The organism is Alphaproteobacteria bacterium, from assembly GCA_040905865.1.
Classification (GTDB): domain Bacteria; phylum Pseudomonadota; class Alphaproteobacteria; order UBA8366.
This window is the reverse complement of sequence record JBBDQU010000083.1, coordinates 24,305-49,895: the sequence shown is the minus strand read 5'-3', so window position 1 is coordinate 49,895 and position 25,591 is coordinate 24,305. Positions and strand designations below refer to the sequence as shown.

The window sequence follows — 25,591 nt, the reverse complement described above, 5'->3', positions numbered from 1 at the left end:
TGGCTTTTTCCGCGAAAAATTCCGTGCCGCGTCACATCCCGGCGCCGGGATATTGTTGGAAGTCTGTTCCGCATTCTGCGACACTACGGCTATAAGATGAATTAAATCCGGTTGCGCGACAAGCAGGGTGGACATGAATACCGCAGGGTTGCGAAATATCGCTGTACTGTTGGTTCTGGGGCTGGCCGGATGTGTCAGCACCGCAGAAGAGCGAACGCCAATAGCCCTCGTACCGCCGGAACCAGTCGCATTGCCGCCGACCGCGCCAATGCCCCGTCCACCTGCCATACGCCCCGAACCGCCAGTCGCATCGGCAGCGCCGCCAGTCAGGCCGGCACGTCCTCAACCCCGCGCAGCCGCTACCGGGGCCGTCGACCCCGCCACCCTGGTGGGCAAAAGCCGCGAACAGACACGCGACCTGCTTGGCGAACCGAGCATGGTGCGCGACGAACTTCCCGCCACGGTATGGCTGTTCGATGGCGGCGGTTGTACGCTGGAGGTATTCTTTTATATGGATATGAAGGATCGAGACTTCCGGGCATTATCCTATGGCGTATCGGCCGGCGGCAAACCGGCTTCCGGTTCCGAGGCTGCCGGTTGTCTCGGTCGTCTCAAGGCGAAACGCGATGCGCGACACACCAGTTGACAACGCCGCGCCGCGGGTCTTCGTCGTCGATGACGATGAACTGTTCCGTGAGTCGCTGATCGGGAACCTGAAGGATGCGGGCTTTTCGGTAACCGACTTCGACAGCGGCATTGCCGTGCTGGAGTATCTCAAAGCCGGAACGCCGCCGGACCTGATCCTGCTGGACTGGAAGATGCCGCAGGTGAACGGCATTGACGTGTTACGCCAGCTTCGGCGAGACGGCACGGATACGCCGGTGATTTTCCTGACCCATCTAAGCGATCAGATTTACGAGGAGGCGGCGCTGTCGTCCGGCGCTGTCGATTTCGTGGAGAAATCGCGGAGCTTCCCTATCCTGCAGAAACGCATGGAACTGATCCTGGCCAACCGGCGTGGCGGCGATGGCGCGCAGCCCGTCCGGCGCCATGTGGAATCCGGCCCGTTACGTCTCGACCTCGGTGAAATGACCGCACGGTGGAAGGGTACGACGGTGGCGCTGGATGCCGTGGAATTCGGTATCGTCCGCTGCCTGGTCGAGCATGAATCGACAAATATCCGGGCCCGCGAACTTTATGCTGCGGCCCATAATGAAGATTCCCGCACAATCGAAGAAGGCTTCCGCGTCAGCATCCGCAATAGCGTCAGGCGCATTCAAAGCAAGTTTCGCGACGTGGACGCGACATGCACCGCTATAGAGGATGATCCGGACAACGGTTACCGCTGGCGCGGCGATTCCGGATAGGCCGCTGCCATGTCAGATTCGCAGCGCCGGAGGTGGCGTTCCATTACGGCCACATTCGCGCTGCTCACGGCGATCTTTCTGCTGGTCCCGATAATCCTGTACACCCAATTCCGCCTCGCGGACCGGCAGCGCGCCGAATTGCTGCTGCAAAGCGTCCGCGAGCAGGGACGACTCGTTGGCGAGGCAATTTTGCCCGCGCTGGAAGCGTTTGACCCCGGTGCGCCCGGCGCATTATCAGACGTCCTCGCCCGCTTTGCATCGCCGGGAAAAAAAGTCAAGATCCTGTTCAGGCCGCGCGGCACCACCTCGGCGGAGCGTTTTTATTACATCGCCTCGGCGCCGCCCGTTCCACCGGAATACCTCGAAACGGAGCGCGCGGAACTCGCACGCAGCGGCGTCTTCGACCGGCTGGACAATTCCTGTACCGCCGATTACACGACGGCCCGGAACTACACGAACCCGCGCGGCGAGGTTGAAATCACGACCTCCATCACGCCCCGTAACCTGGAATCCGGCTGCTGGGTCGTGATCACCGCGCAGTCGCTGGCCGACTCGCCCATGGCGCAAGCCCAGCGTCCCTTCTGGACCACGCCGCAGGTTCAGATCGCCGCACTGGTTTACGCCCTCATGGCGGCCGTCGTCGTCTGGCTGTTTGCCCGCGTCATGCGCAACCTGCGGCGCTTTCGCAGGCTCGCAGCGGAAATCCGCACCTCCGGCGGTGATGGCAAGTCCTTCGCCCGCCAGAACCGCATTCCCGAACTCGATGGCGTTGCAGAGGAGTTTGACAGGCTGGTGTCCGGACTACGCGCGATAGCCAGCGCCATCGTTCAGGCGGCGGAGGAAAACGCCCATGCGCTGAAGACCCCGCTGGCTGTTATTTCTCAGTCGCTGGAGCCGCTGAAACGAAACGTTCCCCGCATGGACGAACGCAGCCGTCGGGCGCTGGAGTTGATCGAACGCTCCGTTGACCGGCTGGATACGCTGGTGATCGCCGCGCGCCGCATGGATCAGGCTGCCGCCGGGTTACTGAACCCGCCCCGCGACCCGGTGGACCTCTCGGCTCTCTGCCAGTCGCTCTGCCGCGAATTCGCGGCATCGATGACGGAACAGGGGCAGGTGCTGCAGGCCGATATCGATCCGGCCCTCGTGTCGAGCGGCAGCATAGAGCTGTTTGAAACCATCGTGGAGAACCTGATCGAGAACGCGGCAAGTTTCACGCCGCCGGAAGGCATGGTGAAGCTGCGATTGCGGCGGGATGACAACGTCATCGAACTGTCGGTCGCGGACGAGGGCCCCGGTGTATTGCCCGACCGCCTGGAACGCATCTTCGAGCGCTATTATTCGCACCGTCCCGATGCGGATGCCGCGCCCGCAGATACGCGAAAATACGACACCCATTTCGGAATCGGGCTATGGATCGTACGCCGCAACGCGGAGGCGATCGGCGGCAGCGTGGCAGCGGAGAACCGCGACGGCGGCGGACTACGGGTAATCGCCCGCTTTCCCCGTGACAACCGACCGCCGCGAACGGACTGACCCCGAAACCACGGCGTTTCGGCGACACCTTACTCGGCGGCGGGTTTGCAGCTGAGTTCCGGTGGCGTCGGCACCGCGGCGATCGCGATGACCCGGTCGCAGAGGAGGCGGACGACATGCAGGTCATGGCCGACGAACAGGTAACTGATCCCCAGCGTCGCCCACCCTGCCCGTTGCCGCCAGGTACGAAATCACCTGAAATTATTGCTGGAGCACAGAGAAATGCGGCGTTGTGTCCGGGTTTGCGGGCCAGATCGATACTTGCGCCCTGACGAATACAAGGCCCTTGCAGACGCAATGGACGCGATGCAAGCCGAGGGGAAAACCGCGGTTGCTTTAAACGCCTATCGCCTCTTGGCACTTACAGGCGCGCAACTCAGCGAAATCATGGCGCTGAAAGTTGATGAAGTCCGGCTTGATGAATCGATTTTCGAATTTCAGGACACCAAAACAGGGAAGCAAAACCGAAAAACGCTACCATGCCTTGCTGGACGAGCCGCCGTGGCCGCATAACTTAAACCAAACGGCCTCCGGCAATCCCGGGGCGGTTCATGTTGGGGTGTCCCGGCAACAGCATGCAGCCGAACACATGGCCGCCTGATTTCAGGGTACGTCTGAGCTTCGTCGCGTTCATGGGTCACCTCGTGTTGTTGAATGCGTTGCAATGGCAGACCAGCGCCGCTCAGGCCGGGATCGTTCGTATCGAACCGGCCCTGTGTGACGCTGCGGCGAGCATCGGGGCGAACCGGCTTCAACATTCGCGACCCGTTGCGTGGATGAAACAAACGCCGCGACTGTAGCGCAATCACTGTCCCGCTGTAGCAAAAGCGGAACCCGCTGCCCTGCCCTTCCGGGCGGATGTCAGGAAAATTGTCATCCCACTGTCACGAAAGAGTCACCGTCCGCGACAATGATGGCGCCTGACACTGATTTCCGGCGAGCAAAGCGTATCATGGCAGCGATTGAAGTTTCCGGTCTCAACAAAACGTTCAACAGGAAAACCCGGGCGCTGCGGAACGTGGATATGCGAATCCACGCGGGGGAAATGGTTGCCCTGATCGGCGCGTCGGGTTCGGGGAAATCCACGTTGCTGCGCCATATCGGCGGGCTGATCGCGGCGGACAGCGGCGATATCCGCGTCTTCGGCGCCAATATGCAGTCCGGCGGCAGGGTCACCCGGGACGCGCGGCAGGTGCGGGTCCGCATCGGCGTGGTGTTTCAGCAGTTCAATCTCGTCTCCCGCCTGTCGGTCCTGACCAATGTGCTGACGGGCGTGCTGGGGCAGATGCCGGGCTGGCGCGGCGCGCTGGGCCTGTTCAATAACCGGGAAAAGCGCGCGGCGATGCGGGCGCTGGCCCGGGTCGGTATCGCCGGCGCCGCCGCGCAGCGGGCATCGACTCTGTCTGGCGGCCAGCAGCAGCGCGCCGCCATTGCGCGGGCGCTGGTCCAGGGCGCCGATATCATCCTCGCCGATGAACCGATCGCGTCGCTCGACCCGGCCTCTTCCAAACGGGTCATGGAGGTCCTGCTCGATATCAATGAAACCGACGGCCGGACGATACTCGTATCGCTCCACCAGGTGGACTACGCTGTGCGGTTCTGCCGGCGCACCGTCGCGCTGCGTGACGGCGCCGTTGTCTATGACGGGCCCAGCAGCGCGCTGACGACGGACATCCTGCGCACGCTCTACGGCGACGATTGCGACGAACTGCTCGGCCATGCGGAAGCCGCCGGAGTGGCGCCCCGGCACGTCCCCATGCCGGCATCCGGCAGGGACCTGATCGCGATTTCCGCCTGAACGGATTTTCTTTTTCCAACCACCACAAGGAACTGACCGACGATGATGAAACAGATGGCACACGCCGCAATCGTGGCGACCTCGGTCCTGCTGGCCGGCACGGCCCAGGCCGACTTCAAACCCCTGGACGGCGATCCCAAGGAACTGAATTTCGGCATTATCTCGACCGAATCCACCTCCAACCTGAAGGCGCAGTGGCTGCCCTTCCTGGAAGCCATGGAAAATCAGCTCGGCATGAAGGTAAACGCCTTCTTCGCGCCGGACTACGCCGGCATCATCGAAGGGATGCGCTTCGGCAAGGTGCATGTGGCCTGGCACGGCAACAAGTCCGGCATGGAAGCCGTCGACCGCGCCGGCGGCGAGGTCTTCGCCCAGACGTCGAAGCAGCAGGACGGCACGGAGGGCTATTATTCGCATATCATCACCCAGGCGAATAACGACAGGATCAACAATCTGCAGGACCTGTTCGGATCCTGCGACAAGTCCCTCGATTTCGGAATCGGCGATCCCAATTCCACCTCCGGCTTCCTGGTGCCCAGCTATTACGCCTTCGCGCAGAACGGCATCGACCCGAAAAAATGCTTCAAGACGGTCCGCAACGCCAACCACGAAACCAACCTGATGGCGGTCGCGAACGGTCAGGTTGACGCCGCCGCGAACAATTCCGAACAGATCAACCGCTCGACGATGAAGGCGCCGGAAGCAGCCGCGAAAATCAAGGTGATATGGACATCGCCGCTGATCCCCAACGATCCGATAGTCTATCGCCGCGACCTGTCCAAGGAACTGAGAAGCCGAATCAAGGGTTTCTTCCTGGGTTATGGCCGATTTGGCACACCGGAACAGATCGCGGAAGCGAACAGGGTTCTCGGCGGGATGAGCGATGGCTTCGGCCATTTTCTGGAAAGCAATAACACGCAGCTTCTTCCGATCCGCCAGCTTGCGCTGTTCAAGGACAGGCTGACAGTGGAAGCCGGCAATGCCAGCGACAAGGCCGCGAAGCTTGAGATGATCGACAGGGAACTCGATCTCGTCGCGCAGATGGTCAAAGGATTTTAAGACCGCAGCACCGACTGGGGCGGCGTCTGAGATAATCGGACGCCGCCATTTTTTTACGACGGGAATGCACTACATGAACACAGCCGCCACGACCATGGATCTTGCGCCGCCGCGCCGGGAACTGAAACGCAGCATCGGCAATATACTGTTATGGGCCGTGCTGGCCTTCGTCCTGATCGGGTCATGGGAAGGCGCCGATATCCGCCCCCTCGACCTGATCCGCGATTCCGCAAACATGCTGCAATTCGCAGAGGGATTCTTCCCGCCGGATTTCACCGAATGGCGGATATATCTGGGTGAAATGCTGATCACGGTGCAACTGGCCGTGTGGGGAACGGCGCTCGCCATCGTCTGCGCCATTCCCTGCGGAATCCTGTCGGCCGAAAACATCGCGCCGCCGTGGATATACCAGCCGATGCGCCGCATGATGGATGCTTTCCGCGCCATCAATGAAATGGTCTTCGCCATGCTCTTCGTGGTCGCGGTCGGGCTGGGGCCATTCGCCGGCGTGCTGGCGCTGTGGATCCACACCACCGGCGTCCTGGCCAAGCTGTTTTCCGAGGCGATTGAATCGATCGATCCGCATCCGGTCGAAGGCATCCGGGCGACCGGCGCATCGAAACTGGAGGAAGTGATCTACGGCGTCATCCCGCAGGTCCTGCCGCTGTGGATTTCCTACTCGCTATACCGCTTCGAATCCAATGTCCGCTCCGCGACCGTGCTGGGCATCGTCGGCGCCGGCGGTATCGGCACCCTGCTGTGGGAATACATCCGGGGATTCTATTACACCGAAACGGCGGCCGTGATTATCATAATCGTCGTTTCCGTCAACCTGCTCGACATACTCTCGCAGCGCCTGCGCAAGATGGTGACCTGACCCCGCTCAGGCCTGGTCGCCGGACAGCGGCAGGTATTCGAGCACCCGAAACGGGCCGTCCCGGGCCGGCTGCACGGCAACGGCGAGGGCGTCGAGCCCGGACGGACCGGCCAGGACAGGTTGCAGCAATGGCGCAAGTCCATCGCGCAGGCGGTCCAGAACATCGGGCGCCGCCGCGCCGGACAGGGTCAAGTGGAAGCGGAATTCGTCCAGCACATAGGGATAGCCCCAGCGGTCCAGGTATTCCCGCTGCCGCGCCGTCAGGGATTCCGGCCTGCGGCGCCCCCGGTCGGCCGGTTGCAGCGGTTTCCGGAATTCATCGAACACCGTCACACAGGTGGCCGCCAGGGCGTTCAGCGCCGGGGATGGCGCGGCCGGCGTCAGCGCGAGGAAGCGTCCGATGGTTGCGAGTTTCAGGTCCAGCGCCGGTCCGGGGGCGGTCCGGGTCGCGAACCTGCGGGCGGCGGCAAGCAGGTCCTCGGCCGCCATCCCGGGGGCCAGCGCCATCGGGGCCTTCAGCGTGGCGTGAAAGCCGTATTGCCGGGGTGTCCGGACAAGGGCGCTGCGTTCCGCCGCGTCGAACCCGGCCAGCGGGGTCAGCGGGACCGGTTCCGCCCGCCACACATCCCAGCCGAGCCATGACCGTCCGAACCGTTCCAGCGCCGAGTCCCTGCCGGGGATATAATAGATCGCGTATCGCGCGGTCACGGATTGTCCCGATGGGAGGACTTCAGGGCCACCTCAACATAGCAGAGGAAATGGTCCAGCGGCGGCGTGGCTGCTTCCGGCGTCTTGGCCTCGTCGTCCCAGCGCCGAAGCTGGACGGCATCCTGCGCATAGGCCTGACGGATAAAGCGTCTTGCGTCGTCGCAATCGAACGGGCCGCCCTGCAGTTCGAGGCTCCGGACGGACGCCGGCGACAGGGTGTCGGCATAGTCGGAATCGACGGCGCAGATATACCGTTTCGCCGGCACATGCAGGATGACCGGTTCGGTGACGCCGGGGCCGAACCACTGGCGCAGAAAGGCGGCGCCGATCTTTTCATGCCGGCGGTCGACTCCCTGCCTGGCGGCGCCTTCGAAACGATTGTCGACCATGTGGCCGATATCGTGCAGCAGACAGGCCGCAATCATCGCCGGCGAGGCGCCGGAATTCTCCGCCAGCGCGGCGCATTGCAGCGCGTGGTCAAGCTGGCTGATCGCTTCGTCGCCATACCGGTTCGCGCCCTTCCCGGCCATGATCGCGCCGATTTCCCGGGCCGGCGACACGGAGGATTTTCCGGGGTCAGGCAATTCGGTGTCCTTCCCGCCACACGCCGTTGACCAGTGGATGATACGGGGTGTGCCTGACGCGGACAAGATCGGCGCGTTTGCCGACCGCGATTTCGCCCCGATCGGTCAACCCCGCCGCGTTCGCGGGGGTCCTGCTGACGGTCCGGATCGCCCCGGGCAGGTCCGCGTTGCACATTTCCTCGCCCAGCTTGAACGCGGCATGCAGCATGCTGCTTGGAATATAATCGCTGGAAACGATGTCGAGCACGCCGGCTTTGGCCAGTTCGCCCGCCGATACATTGCCGGAATGGGACTTTCCCCGCACCAGGTTCGGGCCGCCCATCATGACCTTCATGCCCGCGGCGTGCGAGGCCCTGGCGGCTTCGATGGTGGTCGGGAATTCGGCGATGGACATGCCGTCGGCGACCGCCGCATCGACATGTTCGCGGGTGGCGTCGTCATGGCTGGCCAGGCTGATATGCCGTTGCCGGCAGGTCGACACCACATGCCGCCGGTGCGCTTCGCCATAGCGTTCATGGTCGCGCTTGCGGTCTTCGGTAAAGGCGTCCATCTCCGGGTCGGACAGGCCGAACTTCCCCTGATAGTAGGTCCGGTAATGCGCTTCGGAAACGAACTGCCGCTGCCCCGGCGTATGGTCCATGACCGAAACCAGCCGTAGCAGCGGATGCGAAACCAGCGGGTCGAAAATCTCTTTCAGGTTCGGGTAGGAAATCTCGCAGCGCAGGTGAAGCAGGTGATCGGCGCGCAGCAACCCCTTGTCGCGCGCCTCGGAAATGCCGTCGACCATGCGCTCCAATTGCTGGACCCGCGCGTTGGATTGCTGCACCGAGCCCAGCGCGATGGCGTCGAAAACAGTCGTGATGCCGGATACCGCCAGCTGGCTGTCATGGGCGATGACGGCGGCAATCGCGGGCCATTCGGTTTTCGGGCGCGGCGTCGCGTGTTTTTCCAGGTTGTCCGTGTGCAACTCGACCAGTCCGGGAATCAGGTAATCGCCGTTGCAGTCGATGGCGCCGGCGGCGGCGCTGTTGCCCGGCGCGACGTCGCGGATCCGGCCGTCGCGACCGGTGACCACGGTACCCGGTTCCAGCACATGGTCGGCCAGGACGACGCGGGCATTCGTGAAGACGTTTTCCATCATGCGGCCACCTGATATCGGGAAATGTCGAAACTGCGCGTACAGACGGCGCGGCGAGATTCGAGGTCATGGAAAATGCCGATGATCGCGGCGCCGCGGGCGCGGGCCTCGCCGATCAATTGCAGCACGACCGCGCGGTTATCCGCATCCAGGCTGGCGGTCGGTTCATCCAGCAGCATGATCGGATAGGGATGGGCAAAGCCGCGCGCGATATTGACCCGCTGCTGCTCCCCGCCGGAAAACGTCACCGGCGACAGCGGCCACAGGGTTTCGGGAATGTTCAGCCGGCGCAGCAGCCCGGCGGCCCGCGCCGTCGCCTCCGCTTTCGGGCAGCCCGTGACGACCAGCGGCTCCGCGACGATGTCGATGGTCGGGATGCGCGGGACGACGCGCAGGAACTGGCTGACATAACCCATCGTCCGGCGCCGTATATCGATAACCTGGTGCGGGCTGGCATGCGCCATGTCGATGCGGGCGCCGTCATGCCGGACCCAGATATTACCCCGCGAACAGGTGTAATTGGCGTAGATCATCCGCATGAATGTGCTCTTGCCGCTGCCGGACGGGCCGGCCAGCGCCACGCATTCGCCGGCGTCAATGGTGAAATCGAGCCCCGACAGGACCGGTATCCGCAGCCCGCCCTGCATGTGCAGGGTAAAGGTCTTGGAAATGTTCTCGGCGGCGATCAGCGCGGTCATGGGGTTCTCACGTCTGCAGGATCGAGGAAACGAGAAGCTGCGAATAGGGATGCTGCGGATCGTCCAGGACCTGGTCGGTCAGGCCCGTTTCCACCACGCACCCCTGTTTCATGACCATCAACCGGTGCGCCAGCAGGCGGGCGACCGCCAGGTCATGTGTGACGATCACGACCGCCAGCCCCAGATCCGTGACCAGATTGCGGATCAGGTCCAGCAGCCGCGCCTGGACGGAAACATCCAGCCCGCCGGTGGGTTCGTCCATGAAGGCAAGGCGCGGCCCCGTGACCAGGTTCCGCGCGATCTGCAATCGCTGCTGCATGCCGCCGGAAAATGTGCGCGGCAGGTCGTCGATGCGGGCGGTATCGACCTCGACCCGCCGCAGCCAGTCATCGCCCTCCGCGCGGATTTCGCCGTAATGCCGCCGTCCGATCGCCATCAGCCGTTCGCCCACATTGGCCCCGGCGCTGACATTCATGCGCAACCCGTCGCGCGGGTTCTGGTGCACGAAGGCCCAGTCGGTGCGCATCAGGAAGCGTCGTTCCGGTTCGCTCATGGCATAGATATCGACGTCGTCGTCCTGTCGGTTCTGGTAGATGACCGAGCCGCTATCCGGCGGCAGTTGCGCGGAAAGCGATTTCAGCAGGGTGGTCTTGCCGGAGCCCGATTCGCCGACGATGCCCAGCACCTCGCCCGGATACAGCTCGAAACCGACATTCGCGCAGCCGCGGATCCTGCCATAGGACACGCCGATATCGGCCACCTTCAGGATCGGCGCCGCGGGCGCGCTCATTCCGCCGCCCCCGGGATTTGCATGCGCGCGCAGTAATCGGTATCGGAGCACACGAACATGCGCTCGCCCGCATCGTCGAGGATGACCTCGTCCAGGAAGGTATGGCGGGAGCCGCACATCGCGCAGGCCTCCTCCCATTCCGGCAGTTCGAAGGGGTAATCGTCGAAGTCGAGGCTCTTCACCCCGGTATAGGGCGGGATGGCGTAGATGCGTTTCTCGCGCCCGGCGCCGAACAGCTGCAGCGCCGGCATGCGGTCCATCTTCGGATTGTCGAATTTCGGCGTCGGCGAGGGATCGGTGACATAGCGGCCGTTCACCTGCACCGGATAGGCATAGGTTGTCGCGATATGGCCGAAACGCGCGATATCCTCGTACAGCTTGACATGCATCAGCCCGTATTCCTCCAGCGCATGCATGCGGCGCGTTTCCGTTTCGCGCGGTTCCAGAAACCGCAGCGGTTCGGGAATCGGCACCTGATACACCAGGATCTGGTTTTCCTTCAGCGGCGTTTCCGGGATGCGGTGCCGGGTCTGGATGATGGTTGCGTCTTCCGTCCGTTCTGTCGTGTCCACATCCGTCGTGCGGACGAAGAACTTGCGGATGCTGACCGCATTGGTCGTGTCGTCCGCGCCCTGGTCGATGACCTTCAGCGTGTCGTCCGACCCGATGATCGAGGCGGTGACCTGGATACCGCCGGTGCCCCAGCCGTAGGGCATCGGCATTTCGCGGCTGGCGAAGGGAACCTGGTAACCGGGCACGGCGACCGCTTTCAGGATCGCCCGGCGGATCATCCGCTTGGTCTGTTCGTCCAGATAGGCGAAATTATACGCGCCGTCGGCGCGCGCCGTATCCGGCGATTCAGTCTGCTGCGGCATAGCCGGGTTCCTCGGATTCGCGGTGTTCCGCGATTTCGCGCCGCAGCTTGCGGACCAGTTCCAGTTCGGACTGGAAATCGACGTAATGGGGCAGTTTCAGGTGCTGGACGAAGCCGGAAGCTTCCACATTATCCGCATGCGACAGCACGAATTCGATATCCTGCGCCGGGGCGTCATCGGATTCCTCGCCCAGTTCACGGCTGCGCAGGGCGCGGTCGACCAGCGCCATGGCCATGGTCTTGCGTTCGCTGAACCCGAAGGCCAGCCCGTAGCCGCGCGTGAATTGCGGCGGCTGTTCCTTCGATCCCTGGAACTGGCTGATCATCTCGCATTCGGTCAGCGTGATTTCCCCGACGGTGACCGGAAAGCCCAACTCGTCGGGAATGATTTCGACCGAGACCTCGCCCATGCGGATTTCGCCGGCGAAGGGATGGGTCCGGCCATAGCCGCGCTGCGTCGAATAGCCCAGAGACAACAGGAAGCCTTCATCGCCACGCGCCAGCGCCTGCAATCGCAGGTCCCGCCCGGCCGGAAAGGTCAGCGGCTCCTGCGTCAGGTCGCCGACCGGCGCCGCGCCGTCATCGGGTTCCGCCGGTTCGATCAGCCCGTCGCGATCCAGCAATTCGGACACGCGCGGCATCGGGCCGCGTTCCGCCCGTTCGACCGCCGGGATGTCGGATGCCTGCGGTTCGCCCTCCGCCGCCAGCGCGAAGTCGAGCAGCCGGTGGGTATAGTCGAAGGTCGGTCCCAGCACCTGGCCGCCCGGCACGTCCTTGAAGGTCGCCGAAATGCGGCGGCGTATATCCATCGCGGCGGTATCGACCGGTTCGCTGACCGCCAGACGCGGCAGGGTCGTCCGGTAGGCGCGCAGCAGGAAGATCGCCTCGATCAGGTCGCCGCGCGCCTGCTTGATGGCAAGCGCCGCCAGTTCGGGATCGTAGAGCGAGCCTTCCGTCATCACCCGGTCGACCGCCAGGGTCATCTGCTGGCGGATCTGGTCGATGGAAAGCGCCGGTACCGCCGGGTCGCCGCGCCGTTCCTCGGCCAGCAGCCGGTGTGCGTTGTCGATGGCCTTTTCGCCGCCCTTTACCGCCACGTACATGAATCAGCCCTCCACCAGGATGGATCGCGGCAGCCCGGCAAGGCGGTCACCGGCGACAAACAGGAAATCGACACCCAGGGGAAATTGCGCATTGCTGGCGCGCACGGCGGCCCAGAACGCCGGGGCGGCGCCAGCGACATCCAGCCGGTGCTCGCGTTCGATTCCGGGGCCGCTCAGCCGGGCGCCCCGGTCGTCACGCAGGCCTTCGGTCTGGACGATAATCGTTGTGGAACGGTCCGGATATTCCGGCGTGCCGGCATTGAACCTGGCGATTTCCGCCCTGTCCGGCAGGGAAGCCATGATGGCGAAACCGGCCGTTTCCGGATCCCCGGTAATCGTGCAGCCGGTATGGAAGCGCAGGAAAGATTCAATCGCCGGCGTGCGCAATGGCGCATCGAGCCACAGGGACGTGTCCCGGTCCAGCAGGCACAGGCAGATGCCGGCGCCGGCGAGTCCTTCCGGCGCAGGAAGATCGACCGGCATCCGGTAGATTCGCCCGGGCCGCGACAGCGCCTGCAGCACGGTGCGGAAAATCGACTGGGAGTCGAAAACGGGATCGGCGAGGCCGGGCAGGGGTGTATGCAGCGCCGTGGACAATTTTATTCTCCGCGCACCATGGTGAAGAATTCAACGCGGGTGGCGTCGGTCTTGCGGGACGCGGCCTCTGCGGCCTTGCGGCGTTTGTCTTTCAGGGCCGGCAGGACGCTGTCACGGGCAGCCGATCCCTGCGCCGAATCCTGGAACAGGGCGTCGAAGCGGGCGGTCAGTTCCGCGTGGCGGCGGTCCCGGCCCAGCACATAGCCGACGCCCATGATCTCCGAACGGCTGGCCGAATCCACCGTGGCGACCACGCAGCGGCTGATCGTCGCCTCGCCCATGTTGAAGGGTCGACCGGACCCATCGGCGCGGCCCCGGATCATGGTCAGGCCGGATTCGGGATTGCGCAGGTTGCGGAAGGCATGCCCGGCATCCAGGTTCCGCCAGAACCGCTCCAGGTCGTCGCGGTCGGCCGTGCTCAATACGGCAAGCCATTCCTGGCGAATATTCCGGGTCTCCATGCGGGCGCGGTCTCGCTGTCAGATATGATGCGTATCGGAACCGCGGGGACGCTCCCGATCAGCAGGATGGGCACCATGGGGGGGCGGGGTGTCATGTATTTGACGGTTGGATGAAACTTTTATGACGGTCGCGGCGTTGATCATTGGTAGCGTTGCAATTTCACCGTCACCATGGTGAAACAAATTATCCCCAAGGACGCCGCAACACGGCGTAGAAACCGAAGGTTGGCTGCGCTCAAGTTTCTGAAGCGGGTGATGAAACGATACGGTTGCCCCGAGGCAATTGTAACCGACCGGTTTCGATCGTACCGGGCGGCGATGAAAGTCATCGGCGTTTCAGGCCGCCAGGAATGTGGCAGATGGCTCAATAATCGGGCCGAGAATTCACACCAGCCTTTCCAACGACGGGAGGGTGCCATGGCCCGGTTCCGGGATATCAGGACCCTGCAGAAATTAGCCGCCGTCCACGCCTCGATCCACAACCACTTCAACCTTGAGCGCCACCTGACTGCCCGCGAAACCTATAAGCAGGGCCGTTTCGCTGTACTGGCCGAATGGCGGCAACTCGCGGCATAATGCCGGCATCGCTCGCAAATTTGGAGACTGGTTCGCATTGGTCTGACAGCACCCTTTTTTCCAGCTTCGCGACCTTCGCCGCATAGATCCGATGCAGGTTGGGATGGATACGCAGGGGCGGGGTCGGGTTGAGCGATCGCGGCCTGTTCCAGTTGCGCCTTCCGGGTTTCCCGTTCGACCGTTCGGTCCTTCAAATGCCCGAGAAACGTCGAGCGCCTGCTGCGTAACGGATACGTATTCACAAAATGTTCACGCATCCGTAAGTGTGCCGTCACACGGAGCCGCCATTTACTCTCAGTAATAAATCCTGCTGGGCGGCAATGTCGCCTTGCCGGGAAACAGGCAGATTGCAGAGAGGTCTCCGGATGACGAACGAAGCGCTTCGACTTGACGGACTGACAAAAACCTACGGCAGGACGAACGCGGTGGATGCCGTGTCGCTGACCGTCCCCAAGGGGCAGATGATCGGCGTGATCGGCCGTTCGGGCGCCGGCAAGTCGACGCTGCTGCGGCTGATCAACCGGATGACCGATCCGACCGGCGGCGAGATCTGCTTCGGCGGTCGCCGTGTCGACACGATGCGCGGGCGCGAACTGCTCGCGTGGCGGGCAAGCTGCGCGATGATCTTCCAGCAGTTCAATCTTGTGCCCCGGCTTGACGTCCTCACGAACGTGCTTCTCGGGCGCATCAACATGCACCGTACCGTACCGTCGCTGTTCAAGCGCTTCTCCCGTGCAGAGCGGGCACTGGCGGTCGAGGCGCTCGACCGGCTCGACCTGCTGCCGCATGCGATGCAGCGGGCGGAAACCCTATCCGGCGGCCAGCAACAGCGCGTGGCCATCGCCCGGGCGCTGATGCAGCAGCCGTCGATTATGCTCGCCGACGAGCCCATCGCGTCGCTCGACCCGCGCAACGCGGCGCACGTCATGGACGCGCTCAAGTCGATCAATGTCGAGGACGGGATCACCGTCCTCTGCAACCTGCACACCCTCGATACCGCCCGGCAGTATTGCGACCGCGTTGTCGGCATGGCGCACGGGCGCGTCGTGTTCGACGGGGCGCCGGACGCCCTGACCGCCGCGGCGGTGCGCGAGATTTACCAGGTTTCCGACAGCGAGGCCGGCTTCGACGAGGGCGTGACCTCGGTTTCGGGCTGGCCCGAACCGGCGCTGCCGCCCGCCTACGTCACCGCCTGACCCCGCAAACCAGTCACCCCTGCCTTCAATCCACCAGGAGAACCAGACGCCATGTTGCTGAAACGCACACTCGCACCGCTCGCCGCCGCAGCCCTGCTTGCCGCGGCCACCGCCACCGGAGCCGCCGCCGACTGGCGCAAGGAATACAAGACCATCAAGCTCGGCTCGGTCACCGTCGAGAGCCAGGGCGCCACGGTAACGCGCTACAAGCCGTTCGCCGACTATCTCGAGAAGAAGTTCGATGTGAAGGTCGAGGTGTTCACCGCCTCCGACTATGCCGGGATCGTGCAGGCGCTATCCGCCGGGCACATCCATCTCGCCCGCATGGGCGGCGCTGCCTACGCCGCCGGCTATATCGACAGCGACGGCGGGATCGAACCGCTGGCGATGAACGTAGAGCCGAACGGCGGCAAGGGATACCATTCCGTACTCATCGTGAAGTCCGACAGTCCCTACAAGTCGATCGAGGATCTGAAGGGCAAGACGCTGGCCTGGGCGGATCCGAACTCAACGTCGGGCTTCCTCGTTCCGAACGCGTCGTTGCGCGACGCCGGCATCGACCCGCAGAAATATTTCGGACGGACGCTGTTTTCCGGCGGTCACGAGCAAAGCGTGATCGGCGTCCTGAAAGGCAACTTCGATTCCGCCTTCACGTGGACCTCTCCCGGTCACCAGTCCGGCCAGTTCCGCATCATGATGGACCGCGGGATGCTGAAGCTCGAGGACGTCCGGATCGTCTGGGAATCGCCGCTGATCGCCAATCCTCTCTGGGCGGTGCCGAAGAACATTCCGGCGGACATGAAGAAGGACCTGCTGGACATGTTCGTCGGGCTCACGAAGGAGAACATGGAAATGGCCGAGGCAGCCGCGCAGGGCAAGACCAGCGGTTTCGAGGCTGTGGGTCACGACATGTACAAAACCTTCGTCTCCATCGCCGAAGCCAACCGGGCGAATCGCCGCCTCAACTAGGTCGAACGCATTTCTCCGAAACCGCGTGACACGCCCTCCCGCCGCAGGTGGGAGGGCGACCTTATTGCAAGACCGAATGAACGGAGAGGACCCAACAGGGATGATTTCAGTATCCGGCGACGCACTGCCGCTGTTCGAACGCCAGTACCTGGAGTTCCGCCGGCAGCGCCGCATCCAGACCGCGGTCGGCGGGATCCTATTCGCCGTCGTCGCCGCGGGCGCCGCCTATGTCGGGCAGTTCGACCCGATCTCCCTCATCCAGGGCGCTCCCAAGCTCGCGGAATATGTAGGTCGCACCCTGCCGCTACTGCGCTGGGAAAGCCTGGGCGAGGATATCGCAGTCTGGTTTTACGGTATCGGGAAGTGGCTGACCCTGCTCCTCGAAACCGTAATGATGGCCTATATTGCGACCACGATGGGATCGGTCGGCGCATTGTTTCTCTGCTTCCATGCCTCGCGCAATCTGGCGCCCAACCGCTGGAGCTACGTTCTCGCACGGCGCATCGGCGAGTTCTGCCGCACCATCCCCGACCTGGTGTTCGCCCTCATCTTCGTCTTCGCCTTTGGTCTCGGGCCGCTGCCCGGCATCCTCGCGATGGCGATCCATTCGCTCGGCGCGCACGTTAAGTTGTTCAGCGAGGCCAATGAAAACATCGACCTGCGCCCGGTCGAGGGGCTGCGCTCGCTCGGCGCTGGATGGGTGCAGACGATGCGCTTCGCCGTCCTTCCCCAGGTTCTGCCGAACTACGCCTCCTACGTGCTGTGGCGCTTCGAGATCAATGTGCGGACGGCCGCTGTACTCGGATTCGTCGGCGCCGGCGGGATCGGGAGCGAACTGATCATCGCCGTCCGCTCGCTCTACTACGAGGATATCAGTGCGATCGTGATCATGATCGTCGCAGTCGTCACGCTGATCGACATCGGCTGCGGCAGGATGCGACACCGGCTTATCGGAAGGGAGAGCCTCATATGATTCCGCGACTGGACACCGTCGACGAACGGTATATCGCGCGCCAGCAGTCACGCCTTCCCGACGCCTTCGCACAGTCTCCCTCGCAGCGCGCGACCAGCTTCGCGATCTGGCTGGGCCTTGGGGCGCTAACCCTCTATTGCCTGATTCTCTTCGATTTTTCTCCCGCCCGCTTTGCAGAGGGGGCCAGCGGGCTCGGTACTGTCGTGGTCCAGATGTTCCCGCCCAGCATCGGCGATGCCCCCGGTGACATCTTCTGGGCGCTTCTTGAAACGCTCGCCATGGCGTTCATCGGAACGCTGCTGGCGGCGATCGTCGCGGTGCCACTGTCCATTCTCGCCGCCCGGAACACGTTTCCATTCCGCGTGCCGCGGTTCGGCGTCCGCCGCTTCATGGACAGCCTGCGCGGCGTCGACCAGCTCATCTGGGCGCTGATCTTCGTACGCGCGGTCGGGCTCGGACCGCTCGCGGGTATCATGGCCATCTTCATTTCCGATACCGGCACGCTCTCCAAGCTGTTCTCCGAATCCATCGAGAACGTCGACAGGAAGCCTCTCGACGGGGTGCGCTCCGCCGGCGCGGGACAGATTCAGACGCTGCGCTTCGCGGTTCTGCCGCAGGTCCTGCCGATGTTCCTGTCGAGCGCGCTGTACATGTTCGAATCGAACGTCCGCTCCGCGACCATCCTCGGCATCGTCGGCGCGGGCGGAATCGGGTTCCAGCTTTCCGACCGCATCCGCGCGCACCAGTGGGAGGAGACCAGTTTCATCCTCATCCTCATTCTCGTGACAGTCGCCGGAATCGACCATCTCTCGAAAATGCTGCGCCAGCGCCTGATCGGCGTCCGCTCCGACACGGCGGGCTTCGGAAAATAGCATGCCGGTCCCGGTTCGTGCTGAAACTCGAATGGTCCCAGACGGCCTCATCGACACCCAATCCGACAAACCAGCGGAACAGAAGGTCGAACTCGATACGCTCCATCAACTGGCGCTCCGAACGGATGCCGTAGAACGCCTGCAACAGCATCGCCCGCAGCAACCGCTCCGGCGGGACCGAGGGCCGGCCAAACCGGCGTGGGTAGAGCGCCGCAAAGTCCTCATCCAGCGAAGACAGCGCCGCGTTGGCTAAAGGCAGTTTGGCCTATCCCCGAATGCGAGCCGTCTCGCACCGGTATTTGGCACAGACACCTGGCTGCTTATCGAATAATTTCGCGGCAATCATGCAACTGCTCCAGTTGTCGTCGGTGCAAGACCCGTCGGCCTGATTGGCTGAGGCCGGCAGGCCCGTTCACGCTTGGGGCGCAATGGCTGATTCTACCGGGCGCACCTGCATGGGATCACCGCTACCGCAACACTTGCGCGCGGAAGGCGGGGCGCTCGTTCAGGCGAGCATACCAGGCTTCGATATTCGGAAGATCAAAAGGGTCGATTGGCATGCGGTACCACCAGAACGCCATGACGCCGGTCGCAATGTCGCCGAAGGAAAACCGGTCACCGGCCACAAAGTCGCGTCCGGCGAGATGCTTCTCCAGGATCATCCATGTCGGCAGCATTGCCTTGCGCTTCTCCTCCAGTTCGTCGAGATGCCGGTGCATAGGGTTCTCTACCACGATCCAGGAATGGTTCAGCGGCAACAGCTTCGGTCGCAGCGTGCTGTCCTGCCATACCGTCCAGCGATAGGCCTCGCCGCGGCTGCGGGCATCGTCCGGTTCCAGCGTACCGCGACCGTAGGCAGTTGCGAGATAAAGCAAGATGGCCGAGGATTCCCACAGCACAAAGCCGTCATCGTCGATGGTCGGTACCACCCGGTTCGGGTTACGTGCGATGTATTCCGGCGTTCCCAGACCGCCATAGCCGCCGCCGGTATCGGTAAGCGCAACATTCAGCCCCAGCTCGGCGGCACTCCACAGCACCTTCTGGCAGCAACTCGACCCGCGATGGCCCCACATTTTCAGCGTTCTGTTCGTCGCAACCTTCATGTTTCTTGATGCTCCAATGGACTCTCGGTCTGGCGCGCGGACCGCCCGGGGCCATCATTGCAGCGCTGGGACCGTTGCGGCAAGCGGGTCCGTTCATTCATCGTCGTATCCCGCGCGATGCCCATTGTCCGCCGTTATATCGGCCTCTTGGAACGACCCTTGGTGTAAGTTCTTCTTGAACATCCGAAGTGGACACTAAACCTCGCTCACGACTCGCGGCAGAACGGAACGTTATCCGTGACGCAAATCCCCGCTCTGGCCAGAATAGGGCAGAAAATTCTGCACTATTAGTGCCCCATCGGGGCCCTGAATAGAACAGCCCATAGTATCAATGATGGAAAAAGAAAACCCCCTCGGAAAACCAAGGGGTTGAATGGTGGGCGCGGAAGGGATTGAACCTTCGACCCCTACGATGTCACCGTAGTGCTCTCCCGCTGAGCTACGCGCCCGATCCTGATGCGGTTATATCGATTTAGACCGCGATTGCAAGTGTTCCCGTGCCCGATTTTCATGCCGTCGCCGCGATCATCTTCCGGACACGGCTGACGAGTTCCGAAAGGGCAAACGGTTTGGACAGCACCCGGGCGCCCCGTGAAATGACATCGGTCGCCTGTAACGCCGTATCGGCGTATCCGGTGACGAACATCACCTGCAGTTTCGGCGAATCCGCCATCATCAGGCGCGCCAGTTCGACGCCATTCATGCCCGGCATATCGATATCGGTCAGCAGCAGGTCGTAGCTGCCCAGTTCCGCGCAGGTCACCGCGGATTCGCCACTGGGCAGGGCGCTGACGTCGTGCCCGGCCCGGCTCAACGCGCTCATCAGGAACATGCGCATGGCGTCGTCGTCTTCCGCTATCAGAATACGGGCCGCCGGCTTGTCTGGGTCTGCTGTCATCCCGTTCGCTCTTTCTGCCCCGCAGGCGCTGCTGCGCAACGGTCCGAAAGTATTCTGATACAGAAGGATCAATTGCCAATTCGTAAATAAAAGGCGTTAACGGCGAAATTTATCCTTCCGGACACCTGGGCGGGCCGGATGTTCCATGGCACGGCATTTGCTAGGTAACGGAGGCCATGAAACAGTCAAATCAATACCCCGCAAATATCCGTTTCCGGCAGATGGCCGGCGCCGCCATGGTGGCAATTCTCCTGATTCTGCCGGGCGCCGCCCCCGCAGCCGGCGACGACAGTGCGCTTTGCGACCAGGCGACACGGGACGAAGAACGGCACCACAATATCCCCTCGCGCCTGCTTTACGCCATCGCCACCACCGAATCAGGACGGTGGGACCCGGAAACACAGGAAAACTTTGCCTGGCCCTGGACGGTAATGGCGCAGGGGGAAGGAAAATTCTATCCGGACCGGCAGAGCGCCATTCAGGCGGTCGAGGCGCTGCGCCGCGCCGGCGTGACCAATATCGATATCGGCTGCATGCAGATCAACATGGGGTACCATCCGGACGCGTTCGATTCGCTGCATGAGGCATTCGAACCCGCCAGCAATGTGGCCTATGCCGCGACGTTCCTGAACGAACTTCGTTTGAGCCGGCGGTCCTGGTCGCGGGCCGTACGCTTCTATCATTCGTCCGATGCGGAACGACAGGCGTATTACGGCAAGAAAGTATACAGCGCCTGGCGGGACATCCGCGCGCGGGACCGCCGGATACAACTGGCGAAAAACCGGCAGCTCGCCGAAGCGCGGCAGGCGCAGCGGATCGCCTCCCGGAATAACGCCGAAAGCGCGAACAATGCCGTACCGTCCCCGCCATCGGCGCTGCCGCAAAACATCGTGTGGCCGCCGCGCAGCTATCGCGCCTGGCAGCAGGTTGCAAGGGATGCCCGCGCCCGGGCTTTCAGTCCCCGGTAGCGCCGTCGCTACGGAAGGGACACCGACAGACGTTTCGGCGCTTCGCGTATACATTTCCGGGCAAACTGTCTAATCTCGCACGGTATTTTGTTCATACCCGGATCGGAAGCCAGTTTCCGAAGCAGGCATATTCTGGACGATTCCCCGATGCCCGACAACAAGGAACAGGCCGTCGAGAGCCCCGCCCGGCAGGCCGAAGCGGCGCTCGGGATACTGACCACAGGTGTCCTGATTTTCAGTCCGGACGGCGTCCTGGAATACGGCAATGACGCGGCCCGACGCCTGCTCGACCTGCCGGCGACGAACGGATTGCCAGCCACCCTGACCGGACTGGCGAAGACGTTTCCAAATCTCGACAGTGGCGGGGAGGGCAGATCGGATCACAAGATCAGGTCGCGGTGGCTTCGGGTTGGCGTCCAGCGCGACGTGAACGGATGCACAATCGTTCAGTTGACCGACATTACCGACCTGAAACAGTCCGAGGGCACGCTGGTCAACGCCCGCGACATGGCCCTGCTGGCCGACCGGGCAAAATCGCAATTTCTGGCTAATATGACCCACGAACTGCGGACCCCGCTGAACGCGGTCATCGGCTTTGCGGAGGTATTGCGTGACGAGTTGTTCGGCCCGCTGGGCAGTCCGCGCTATCAGGACTTCGTCACCGACATCCACGACAGCGGAAGGCACCTGCTGGCGATCATCGAAGATATACTGGACCTGTCCAAACTCGAAGTCGGCCGCCGCGACCTGCAGCCGGAAGTCATGGACATCGCCAATACCATTGTCTCCGCGACCCGCATGATCGAGCGCCGCGCCGAAAGCGCCGGTCTGGCGCTCCGGCTCGAACCGGATGACGACCTGCCGCTGCTGAACGGCGAGGAACGCAGCATCAAGCAGATCATCCTGAACCTGCTGTCGAACGCGGTGAAATTTACCGATCCCGGCGGCTGCATCACCGTCCGCGCGACCTGCAATCAATCCGGCGGCCTCGATCTTTCCGTCACCGATACCGGTATCGGCATCGCGGAGCCGGACCTGCAACGGATATTCACACCGTTCGTGCAGATCGAAACCGGCAGACCCTCCCAGGCGAATGGCGCGGGCCTCGGGCTGCCGCTGGTGAAGTCGCTGGCGGAAATGCACAATGCCGAAGTCCTGATCGACAGCACGCCCGGAATGGGTACGAAGATCACCATCCGGTTTCCGGCATCCGTCCTTGAATCCAAACCCGCTGCCGGATAACGATACGCCATGCCAGTCGATATCCACCGCGCCCGCACGGATACGCCGGGATGCGAATCCGTCCTGCATTTCAACAATGCCGGCGCCGCACTTTCACCGGCTCCGGTGCTGGAGACGGTGATCGGCCATTTGCGGCGCGAAGCCGCCACCGGCGCTTACGAGGCGGCGTCGGAAGCGCGGGACGCCCTGTCCCGGGCCTACGTGTCGGCGGCACGGCTGGTTGGCGGCGCGGCGGATGAAATCGCCTTCATCGAAAATGCGACCCGGGCCTGGGATATGGCGTTCTACGGATTCGACTGGAAACCGGGAGACCGAATCCTGACAGCGCAGTCCGAATATGTATCCAATTATATCGCCTATCTGCAGGTTGCCAGGCGGCACGGCGCCGAAATCGTCCCCGTCCCGGACGATGCGGACGGGCAGATATCGATAGACGCGCTGGAAAGCCTTGTCGACGCGCGGACAAAACTGATCGCGATTACCCATATCCCGACCAACGGAGGGCTGGTGAACCCGGCGGCGGATGTCGGCAGGGTCGCCCGGGCGCATGGCATTCCCTTTCTGCTGGATGCCTGCCAGTCGATCGGGCAGATTCCCGTCAATGTGGATGAAATCGGCTGCGATATGCTGTCAGCGACCGGCCGCAAATATCTGCGCGGCCCTCGCGGGACCGGGTTTCTATGGGTCCGGCGCAACTGGATCGACAGGCTGGAACCACCCTTTCTCGACCTGCATGCCGCGGAATGGACGGGCCCGGACAGTTACGCGATCCGGCCGGATGCGCGCCGCTTCGAGAACTGGGAGTCATATGTCGCCGGACGGCTCGGCCTCGGCGCGGCGATCGACTATGCGCTGGCGCTGGGTCTGCCGGCGATCCGCGACGCAATATACGCGCGGGCAACGCGCCTGCGGGCGGGCCTTTCGGCGATCCCCGACGCCGTTCTACGCGACAAGGGCCGGGAGAAATGCGGCATCGTCAGTTTCACGATGGAGACACACGAAGCCGAGGCCGTCAAACAGGCCTTGGCGGCGCAACGCATCAACGTCACGGTCTCCAGCCGCGGCTCGACCCTGCTGGACATGACCGAACGGGGCCTGGAAACGGTCGTCCGCGCCTCGGTGCATTACTATAATACGGATGCGGAAGTGGACCGCTTCTGCGCCGCCATCGAGTCGCTGGGGCGCGGCCCACGAATCTGACCTAACCCCATAACGCCGGATCGGGCGGCATCACAGTGCTGCCGTCATAAACCAGACCGCCCGGCCTGTCCTTAGCCAGCAACAGCGGGCCGTCGAGATCGATGACTTCCGCCCCCTGCCCGACCAGAACGGCCGGCGCCATGGCCAGCGATGTCGCGACCATGCAGCCGACCATCACGCCAAGCCCCAGTTCGCGCGCCGCCGCCCGCAGCGCCAGCGCCTCGGTCAGCCCGCCGGTCTTGTCCAGCTTGATATTGACCATGTCATACAGGCCGGCCAGTTCTTCCAGCCCGTCGCGCGAATGGCAGGACTCATCGGCGCAGATCGGCACCGGATGCGGCATGTCCGCCAGCGCGCCATCCGCATGCGCCGGCAGCGGCTGTTCGATCAGCACAACGTCCAGTTTCGCCAGTTCGGTACTGAACGGTTCGACCATATCGGAGGTCCAGCCCTCATTGGCGTCGACGATCAGCCGTGATTGCGGCGCCGCCGCGCGCACCGCCGCGATCCTGTCGATATCGCCTTCGCCGGTCACCTTCAGCTTGATCAGCGGTCGCCAGGCGATTTCCCGCGCCGCCGCGGCCATGGCGTCGGGCGTATCGACCCCCAGCGTATAGGCGGTGACCAGCGGCTGCGGCGCGTCCAGCCGGGCCAGCGCCCAGGCCGGCTTTCCCGCCTGTTTCGCGGTCAGGTCCCACAGCGCGCAGTCAACCGCATTGCGGGCCGCACCCGGCGCCATCGCGACCTGCAGCGTCATGATATTCAGGTCGCCTTCCAGGTATTCCCGCAGCGCCTCGATTTCGGCAATAACCCCCTCGACCGTTTCGCCGTAATGCGCGTAGGGCATGCATTCGCCCCGTCCGGTGACATCGCCGTCGACGATTTCCACCACGACGACTTCCGCACTGGCCCGGCTGCCGCGCGAAATGGTCAGCGCCCTGGCCAGCGGCCAGGATTCATGGCGAATTGTCAGGCGGCGCATCGTTCAGTCCAGCGCATCGACCAGCCGTCCGGCGCCCTGCCGGAAAGCATCGACACAGGGGAGGCCGAGCCTGGCCTCGGTTTCCCGCAGCAGCGCGTCCGCCGCATCGACCGGCAATCCGAAGGTATTCATCGAGACGCCGATGCAGCGGATATCCGGATTGGTCAGCCGGCCGGCGGTAATATTGGCGTCGATGACCGCCTGCAGGTCCGGCATCGGAATCTGCGGCGTGCCGCGCATATGCGGGCGTGTCGGTTCGTGGCACAGCACGACGACATCCGGCTGCGACCCATGCAGCAGGCCCAGCGTCACCCCGGCATAGGAGACATGGAACAGCGAGCCCTGCCCTTCGACGATATCCCAGTGATCCGCATCGTTATCCGGCGACAGCCACTCCGCGGCGCCGGAAATGAAATCGGCGACGACCGCGTCGACCGATACACCCGTCCCGGCGATGAAGATGCCGGTCTGCCCGGTCGCACGGAAATCCGCCTTCATGCCGCGCGCCCGCATTTCCTTTTCGATGGCAAGCGAGGTGAACATCTTGCCGACCGATACATCCGTGCCGACGGTAAGCAGCCGTTTGCCGGATCGCTTCTTTCCCTTGCCGACGCTGAATTCGCGGGTCGGATGGCGTGCATCATACAGGGTGCGGCCCAGCGCCGAGGCCTTCGCGCCGAGCCCCGGCAAATCGGTCAGGCGCATATGCAGCCCGCTGGCGATATCCATGCCGAGGTCGAGCGCGCGTTCCAGCGTCGCAACCCAGCTTTCCGGCAGGAAGCCGCCCTGATTGGCCACCCCGACGATCAGGGTCCTGGCGCCGGCCGCCGCTGCCTCTTCCAGCGTCATGTCGGTCAGCCCGATATCCGCCTTGCAGCCTTCCAGCCGCAACTGCCCCAGGCACCATTCGGGGCGCCATTTGGCAACGCCGTCGGCCGTTTTCGCCGCGAGCTGATCCGGCGCATCGCCGAGGAACATGAGATAGGGATTGGCAATACTCACGATACGATACTCCAGCCTGT

At 63.4% G+C, this 25,591-nt stretch carries 27 protein-coding genes, 1 tRNA gene and 2 pseudogenes; 15 read left to right on the top strand and 15 right to left on the bottom strand.

Translation table 11 applies throughout. From position 1 onward, the window contains the following. Positions 1-388 precede the first annotated feature (388 nt). From WD767_19565 to phnE (WD767_19535), 7 genes are all read left to right on the top strand, one after another. Positions 389-646, top strand: a complete 258-nt coding sequence (locus tag WD767_19565) for a hypothetical protein (protein ID MEX2618288.1) — start codon at positions 389-391, stop codon at positions 644-646. Beyond that, positions 627-1,367, top strand: coding sequence for a response regulator transcription factor (locus tag WD767_19560; GenBank protein ID MEX2618287.1), 741 nt, complete (start codon positions 627-629; stop codon positions 1,365-1,367). The genes WD767_19565 and WD767_19560 overlap by 20 nt, the downstream gene beginning before the upstream one ends. Before the next feature lie 9 nt (positions 1,368-1,376). Then, entirely contained in the window at positions 1,377-2,903 is a 1,527-nt protein-coding gene (locus WD767_19555; GenBank protein ID MEX2618286.1) for a HAMP domain-containing sensor histidine kinase, read from the top strand. Between the two features lie 297 nt (positions 2,904-3,200). After that, positions 3,201-3,416, top strand: coding sequence for a hypothetical protein (locus WD767_19550; protein ID MEX2618285.1), 216 nt, complete (start codon positions 3,201-3,203; stop codon positions 3,414-3,416). Positions 3,417-3,855: 439 nt separating this feature from the next. Next, positions 3,856-4,701, top strand: a complete 846-nt coding sequence (gene phnC / locus WD767_19545) for a phosphonate ABC transporter ATP-binding protein (protein ID MEX2618284.1) — start codon at positions 3,856-3,858, stop codon at positions 4,699-4,701. 54 nt (positions 4,702-4,755) lie between these two features. Beyond that, entirely contained in the window at positions 4,756-5,760 is a 1,005-nt protein-coding gene (phnD, locus tag WD767_19540) for a phosphonate ABC transporter substrate-binding protein (protein MEX2618283.1), read from the top strand. A 73-nt stretch (positions 5,761-5,833) separates the two neighbouring features. Continuing rightward, positions 5,834-6,637, top strand: coding sequence for a phosphonate ABC transporter, permease protein PhnE (phnE, locus tag WD767_19535; protein ID MEX2618282.1), 804 nt, complete (start codon positions 5,834-5,836; stop codon positions 6,635-6,637). Positions 6,638-6,643: 6 nt separating this feature from the next. Here the strand turns inward: phnE (WD767_19535) and WD767_19530 are convergent, their stop codons facing one another. Genes WD767_19530 through phnG form a run of 9 tightly spaced genes read right to left on the bottom strand, consistent with a single transcriptional unit; the run spans position 6,644 to position 13,590 of the window. Beyond that, on the bottom strand, positions 6,644-7,345 hold the full coding sequence (locus WD767_19530; GenBank protein MEX2618281.1) for a DUF1045 domain-containing protein: 702 nt from the start codon (positions 7,343-7,345) through the stop codon (positions 6,644-6,646). Then, the gene (locus WD767_19525) at positions 7,342-7,905 is read right to left on the bottom strand and encodes a phosphonate degradation HD-domain oxygenase (protein MEX2618280.1); all 564 of its coding nucleotides are present in this window, start codon (positions 7,903-7,905) and stop codon (positions 7,342-7,344) included. Before WD767_19525 ends, WD767_19530 begins: the two co-directional genes overlap by 4 nt. Positions 7,906-7,921: 16 nt before the next feature. Further along, positions 7,922-9,070, bottom strand: a complete 1,149-nt coding sequence (locus tag WD767_19520) for an alpha-D-ribose 1-methylphosphonate 5-triphosphate diphosphatase (GenBank protein MEX2618279.1) — start codon at positions 9,068-9,070, stop codon at positions 7,922-7,924. Further along, a complete protein-coding gene (gene phnL / locus WD767_19515) occupies positions 9,067-9,765 on the bottom strand; it encodes a phosphonate C-P lyase system protein PhnL (GenBank protein MEX2618278.1) in 699 nt (232 codons plus the stop codon). The genes WD767_19520 and phnL overlap by 4 nt, the downstream gene beginning before the upstream one ends. 7 nt (positions 9,766-9,772) lie before the next feature. Continuing rightward, positions 9,773-10,555 carry a phosphonate C-P lyase system protein PhnK gene (gene phnK, locus WD767_19510; protein ID MEX2618277.1) on the bottom strand — a complete coding sequence of 261 codons (783 nt, stop codon included), beginning with the start codon at positions 10,553-10,555 and terminating at the stop codon, positions 9,773-9,775. Next, on the bottom strand, positions 10,552-11,430 hold the full coding sequence (locus WD767_19505; protein MEX2618276.1) for an alpha-D-ribose 1-methylphosphonate 5-phosphate C-P-lyase PhnJ: 879 nt from the start codon (positions 11,428-11,430) through the stop codon (positions 10,552-10,554). The genes phnK and WD767_19505 overlap by 4 nt, the downstream gene beginning before the upstream one ends. Further along, positions 11,414-12,532: a carbon-phosphorus lyase complex subunit PhnI gene (locus WD767_19500; GenBank protein ID MEX2618275.1), complete on the bottom strand. Its 1,119-nt coding sequence runs from the start codon at positions 12,530-12,532 to the stop codon at positions 11,414-11,416. The genes WD767_19505 and WD767_19500 overlap by 17 nt, the downstream gene beginning before the upstream one ends. Before the next feature lie 3 nt (positions 12,533-12,535). After that, on the bottom strand, positions 12,536-13,129 hold the full coding sequence (gene phnH / locus WD767_19495) for a phosphonate C-P lyase system protein PhnH (protein MEX2618274.1): 594 nt from the start codon (positions 13,127-13,129) through the stop codon (positions 12,536-12,538). Between the two features lie 2 nt (positions 13,130-13,131). Then, positions 13,132-13,590 (bottom strand): phosphonate C-P lyase system protein PhnG, encoded by a 459-nt coding sequence (phnG, locus tag WD767_19490; protein ID MEX2618273.1) that lies wholly within the window; start codon positions 13,588-13,590, stop codon positions 13,132-13,134. A gap of 204 nt (positions 13,591-13,794) precedes the next feature. Between phnG and WD767_19485 the strand changes: the two are divergent. The 5 genes and pseudogenes from WD767_19485 (at position 13,795) to phnE (WD767_19465) (ending at position 18,176) form a co-directional block, all read left to right on the top strand. Then, positions 13,795-14,166 (top strand): annotated as a pseudogene (locus tag WD767_19485) (DDE-type integrase/transposase/recombinase). A gap of 365 nt (positions 14,167-14,531) precedes the next feature. Beyond that, the gene (gene phnC, locus WD767_19480; GenBank protein MEX2618272.1) at positions 14,532-15,362 is read left to right on the top strand and encodes a phosphonate ABC transporter ATP-binding protein; all 831 of its coding nucleotides are present in this window, start codon (positions 14,532-14,534) and stop codon (positions 15,360-15,362) included. Positions 15,363-15,413: 51 nt separating this feature from the next. After that, positions 15,414-16,331 carry a phosphonate ABC transporter substrate-binding protein gene (phnD, locus tag WD767_19475; protein MEX2618271.1) on the top strand — a complete coding sequence of 306 codons (918 nt, stop codon included), beginning with the start codon at positions 15,414-15,416 and terminating at the stop codon, positions 16,329-16,331. A 100-nt stretch (positions 16,332-16,431) separates the two neighbouring features. Beyond that, positions 16,432-17,304 (top strand): phosphonate ABC transporter, permease protein PhnE, encoded by an 873-nt coding sequence (gene phnE / locus WD767_19470; protein ID MEX2618270.1) that lies wholly within the window; start codon positions 16,432-16,434, stop codon positions 17,302-17,304. Further along, entirely contained in the window at positions 17,301-18,176 is an 876-nt protein-coding gene (phnE, locus tag WD767_19465) for a phosphonate ABC transporter, permease protein PhnE (protein ID MEX2618269.1), read from the top strand. The genes phnE (WD767_19470) and phnE (WD767_19465) overlap by 4 nt, the downstream gene beginning before the upstream one ends. 4 nt (positions 18,177-18,180) lie before the next feature. On the opposite strand, the pseudogene WD767_19460 reads toward phnE (WD767_19465), so the two are convergent. The 4 genes and pseudogenes from WD767_19460 to WD767_19445 all read right to left on the bottom strand — a co-directional run bounded on the left by WD767_19460 (position 18,181) and on the right by WD767_19445 (position 20,177). Further along, positions 18,181-18,429, bottom strand: a pseudogene (locus WD767_19460) (transposase). A 214-nt stretch (positions 18,430-18,643) separates the two neighbouring features. Continuing rightward, on the bottom strand, positions 18,644-19,279 hold the full coding sequence (locus WD767_19455) for a glutathione S-transferase family protein (protein ID MEX2618268.1): 636 nt from the start codon (positions 19,277-19,279) through the stop codon (positions 18,644-18,646). A 374-nt stretch (positions 19,280-19,653) separates the two neighbouring features. Beyond that, positions 19,654-19,728, bottom strand: a tRNA-Val gene (locus WD767_19450). 59 nt (positions 19,729-19,787) lie between these two features. After that, on the bottom strand, positions 19,788-20,177 hold the full coding sequence (locus WD767_19445; protein ID MEX2618267.1) for a response regulator: 390 nt from the start codon (positions 20,175-20,177) through the stop codon (positions 19,788-19,790). 176 nt (positions 20,178-20,353) lie between these two features. Here WD767_19445 and WD767_19440 point away from each other — a divergent pair, with 176 nt between their 5' ends. The 3 genes from WD767_19440 (at position 20,354) to WD767_19430 (ending at position 23,587) form a co-directional block, all read left to right on the top strand. Beyond that, on the top strand, positions 20,354-21,145 hold the full coding sequence (locus WD767_19440) for a transglycosylase SLT domain-containing protein (GenBank protein MEX2618266.1): 792 nt from the start codon (positions 20,354-20,356) through the stop codon (positions 21,143-21,145). Positions 21,146-21,292: 147 nt separating this feature from the next. Further along, complete coding sequence (locus tag WD767_19435; protein MEX2618265.1) at positions 21,293-22,387, top strand: HAMP domain-containing sensor histidine kinase; 1,095 nt, start codon at positions 21,293-21,295, stop codon at positions 22,385-22,387. A gap of 9 nt (positions 22,388-22,396) precedes the next feature. Further along, entirely contained in the window at positions 22,397-23,587 is a 1,191-nt protein-coding gene (locus WD767_19430; protein ID MEX2618264.1) for an aminotransferase class V-fold PLP-dependent enzyme, read from the top strand. 1 nt (position 23,588) lies between these two features. On the opposite strand, the gene dgcA is transcribed toward WD767_19430, so the two are convergent. Beyond that, the gene (gene dgcA, locus WD767_19425) at positions 23,589-24,569 is read right to left on the bottom strand and encodes an N-acetyl-D-Glu racemase DgcA (GenBank protein MEX2618263.1); all 981 of its coding nucleotides are present in this window, start codon (positions 24,567-24,569) and stop codon (positions 23,589-23,591) included. Between the two features lie 3 nt (positions 24,570-24,572). After that, complete coding sequence (dgcN, locus tag WD767_19420; protein ID MEX2618262.1) at positions 24,573-25,571, bottom strand: N-acetyltransferase DgcN; 999 nt, start codon at positions 25,569-25,571, stop codon at positions 24,573-24,575. Between the last annotated feature and the right edge of the window lie 20 nt (positions 25,572-25,591).

Bases quoted from the DNA above. Each gene is read 5' to 3' on its own strand.
- WD767_19505 (MEX2618276.1), bottom strand. From the start codon at position 11,430: ATGCCGCAGCAGACTGAATCGCCGGATACGGCGCGCGCCGACGGCGCG.
- WD767_19440 (MEX2618266.1), top strand. From the start codon at position 20,354: ATGAAACAGTCAAATCAATACCCCGCAAATATCCGTTTCCGGCAGATG.
- phnD (MEX2618271.1), top strand. From the start codon at position 15,414: ATGTTGCTGAAACGCACACTCGCACCGCTCGCCGCCGCAGCCCTGCTT.
- WD767_19520 (MEX2618279.1), bottom strand. From the start codon at position 9,070: ATGATGGAAAACGTCTTCACGAATGCCCGCGTCGTCCTGGCCGACCAT.
- phnD (MEX2618283.1), top strand. From the start codon at position 4,756: ATGGCACACGCCGCAATCGTGGCGACCTCGGTCCTGCTGGCCGGCACG.
- WD767_19455 (MEX2618268.1), bottom strand. From the start codon at position 19,279: ATGAAGGTTGCGACGAACAGAACGCTGAAAATGTGGGGCCATCGCGGG.
- phnK (MEX2618277.1), bottom strand. From the start codon at position 10,555: ATGAGCGCGCCCGCGGCGCCGATCCTGAAGGTGGCCGATATCGGCGTG.
- phnE (MEX2618270.1), top strand. From the start codon at position 16,432: ATGATTTCAGTATCCGGCGACGCACTGCCGCTGTTCGAACGCCAGTAC.
- WD767_19550 (MEX2618285.1), top strand. From the start codon at position 3,201: ATGGACGCGATGCAAGCCGAGGGGAAAACCGCGGTTGCTTTAAACGCC.
- dgcA (MEX2618263.1), bottom strand. From the start codon at position 24,569: ATGCGCCGCCTGACAATTCGCCATGAATCCTGGCCGCTGGCCAGGGCG.
- WD767_19560 (MEX2618287.1), top strand. From the start codon at position 627: ATGCGCGACACACCAGTTGACAACGCCGCGCCGCGGGTCTTCGTCGTC.
- WD767_19430 (MEX2618264.1), top strand. From the start codon at position 22,397: ATGCCAGTCGATATCCACCGCGCCCGCACGGATACGCCGGGATGCGAA.
- phnE (MEX2618282.1), top strand. From the start codon at position 5,834: ATGAACACAGCCGCCACGACCATGGATCTTGCGCCGCCGCGCCGGGAA.
- WD767_19500 (MEX2618275.1), bottom strand. From the start codon at position 12,532: ATGTACGTGGCGGTAAAGGGCGGCGAAAAGGCCATCGACAACGCACAC.
- phnE (MEX2618269.1), top strand. From the start codon at position 17,301: ATGATTCCGCGACTGGACACCGTCGACGAACGGTATATCGCGCGCCAG.
- phnC (MEX2618272.1), top strand. From the start codon at position 14,532: ATGACGAACGAAGCGCTTCGACTTGACGGACTGACAAAAACCTACGGC.
- phnL (MEX2618278.1), bottom strand. From the start codon at position 9,765: ATGACCGCGCTGATCGCCGCCGAGAACATTTCCAAGACCTTTACCCTG.
- phnG (MEX2618273.1), bottom strand. From the start codon at position 13,590: ATGGAGACCCGGAATATTCGCCAGGAATGGCTTGCCGTATTGAGCACG.
- WD767_19435 (MEX2618265.1), top strand. From the start codon at position 21,293: ATGCCCGACAACAAGGAACAGGCCGTCGAGAGCCCCGCCCGGCAGGCC.
- phnC (MEX2618284.1), top strand. From the start codon at position 3,856: ATGGCAGCGATTGAAGTTTCCGGTCTCAACAAAACGTTCAACAGGAAA.
- WD767_19445 (MEX2618267.1), bottom strand. From the start codon at position 20,177: ATGACAGCAGACCCAGACAAGCCGGCGGCCCGTATTCTGATAGCGGAA.
- WD767_19555 (MEX2618286.1), top strand. From the start codon at position 1,377: ATGTCAGATTCGCAGCGCCGGAGGTGGCGTTCCATTACGGCCACATTC.